Below are 1,840 nucleotides of genomic sequence, written 5' to 3'. Positions count from 1 at the left end.
CGGAGAGAATCATCGACGATGGCGGGAGCGCCTGCACGGCGAGAGCGTGGCTCAGGCCGCGACGGCAGGGCATCAGCTAGGGAATTTTCGAGGCCCACAATCAGGCAGTATTCACCGCCCTATGACACAAGCTGCTCGACGAGGCGCACTCTGATCGCCTCAGGGCCAGACCAGCCCTTGAGGCATTCACGGTCGTTCTCGTAACAGGCTTCAACGTCGGCCAGCGCGGTCAGCACCCGTTGTATCTCTGTGCTCAGAGTGCCAGGATCAGGCGGGGACAGGGCCGCTGGTTCGTGAACCGGGGCATGTGACATGGTACGCCTCCCTCAGTTCTTGTTCTTGAGGTTAGCTTACACCCAGCGTGGCATTAGGAACAGCGGTCTGTCAGCAACCAATCTAATAAGCTGGAACCAGTCGCTGCTCGACTAAGGGTGCGTTCATCTGGAACTGCAACCCCTCCCGGTCATACTGAACCTCCACCTCGGCTTGACACTGCATGGGCAGAACCCGCTGGAGCAGGGTCGAGCCAAACCCTCGATGCCTTGGTGTATTCACGGGCGGACCACCGAACTCCCTCCACTCCAAGTGGAGCCTCCTGGCACCCTCCCTCTCGCCGACGCTCCATCTAATCTGAACATATCCAGCAGGAACCGACAGAGCCCCGTACCTAACGGCATTCGCCGTCAGTTCGTGCAGCGCCATGCCAACCGGTACCGCCAGATCAGCCGATAGCTCGACCGATGGCCCAATAAGCATGAAGCGGGGCTGTCGGCTCTCGGCAAACGGCTTTAGCTCCGTAAGAGCAATCTCCCGCAGCGAGGCCGTCTGCCAGTAGTCTTCGGTCAGCAGATTGTGAGTTTTAGCGAGCGAGACGATACGGTTCGAGAATGAGTGGTAGAACTCCCTAAAGCTGCCGCTGGACCGACCCGTGGCTCCCACCAATGCTTGGACGGTGGCCAGGGTATTCTTCACCCTGTGGTGAAGCTCGCGGACCAGCAAGGTTTGCCGCTGCTCGATCTGCTGACCGGCCTCCAGCCTCTCATCGCGCTCTGCGATGGCTCGGCGTAGCTCCAATTGCGACATCACCTGCCGCGCCAGCACGGTGAGGGTAGATGCCTGCTCCTCGGTTAGATCGCGCGGCATACAATCGAGCACACATAGGGCTCCCAACGGCACTCCATCTGGCGTTTTCAGCACCGCCCCGGCATAGAAGCGCAGGTGCGGCTCCCCTGTCACCAGCGGGTTGTGGGCAAAGCGAGGGTCCTTAGTCAGGCTGGGAATGATGGTCAGCCTCGGCTGAAGCATGGCGCTGAGGCAGATCGAGCGGTCGAGTGGGGTCTCACGAACACCAAGCCCCACCTCAGCTTTGAACCACTGCCTGCGCTCGTCGATGAGGCTGATCAGGGCAATGGGAGCCTGACACGCACGGGCGGCAAGCTGCACCAGATCATCGAAGGTGGGCTCCGATGGCGTGTCGAGAACCCGGTAGCTGCGCAGGGCCGCAAGCCGGTCATCTTCCGTCCAGACAGGCTGCATTTTGTTGTCCACGACGCGCCACTTACCGCTGAGACCACCCGTGAGAACGTGCTTAACCTATGTTAGTTCGAGCGAAGCGGCTGATTTCCCCAGGCAATTTAGAGACCGCCGACCAGAAGCTGCTGACAGGCTTGGACCAGAACAGCACACGGAACCGGCTTTTCGATCCAGGTGACAGCTGGAACTCGGCCAGAAGGTGCTGGTCCTCTTGGTATCCTGAGTAGATCAGGAACGGGACCTCGCGACGGGTTAGCTCCAGGGCGATCTCGCGACAGGAACCATCGGTCAGAGCCGCATCCAGAAT

The 1,840-nt window shown here is 60.3% G+C and carries 3 protein-coding genes; all 3 read right to left on the bottom strand.

Annotation, left to right across the window (positions count from 1 at the left end; translation table 11 throughout):
• Window positions 1-119 precede the first annotated feature (119 nt).
• The gene (locus FS320_RS42630) at window positions 120-314 is read right to left on the bottom strand and encodes a hypothetical protein (protein ID WP_152718551.1); all 195 of its coding nucleotides are present in this window, start codon (window positions 312-314) and stop codon (window positions 120-122) included.
• A gap of 82 nt (window positions 315-396) precedes the next feature.
• Window positions 397-1,536: a sensor histidine kinase gene (locus FS320_RS42625; protein WP_152718550.1), complete on the bottom strand. Its 1,140-nt coding sequence runs from the start codon at window positions 1,534-1,536 to the stop codon at window positions 397-399.
• A 52-nt stretch (window positions 1,537-1,588) separates the two neighbouring features.
• The coding region (locus FS320_RS47400; RefSeq protein ID WP_476738995.1) for a response regulator at window positions 1,589-1,840 on the bottom strand (252 nt) is incomplete at its 5' end.

Origin of the sequence: Microvirga tunisiensis, from assembly GCF_009296175.1 — a bacterium.
Classification (GTDB): Bacteria; Pseudomonadota; Alphaproteobacteria; order Rhizobiales; family Beijerinckiaceae; genus Microvirga; species Microvirga tunisiensis.
Note: the sequence above shows the minus strand (reverse complement) of the source record. Positions and strands in the feature narration are given on the sequence as shown.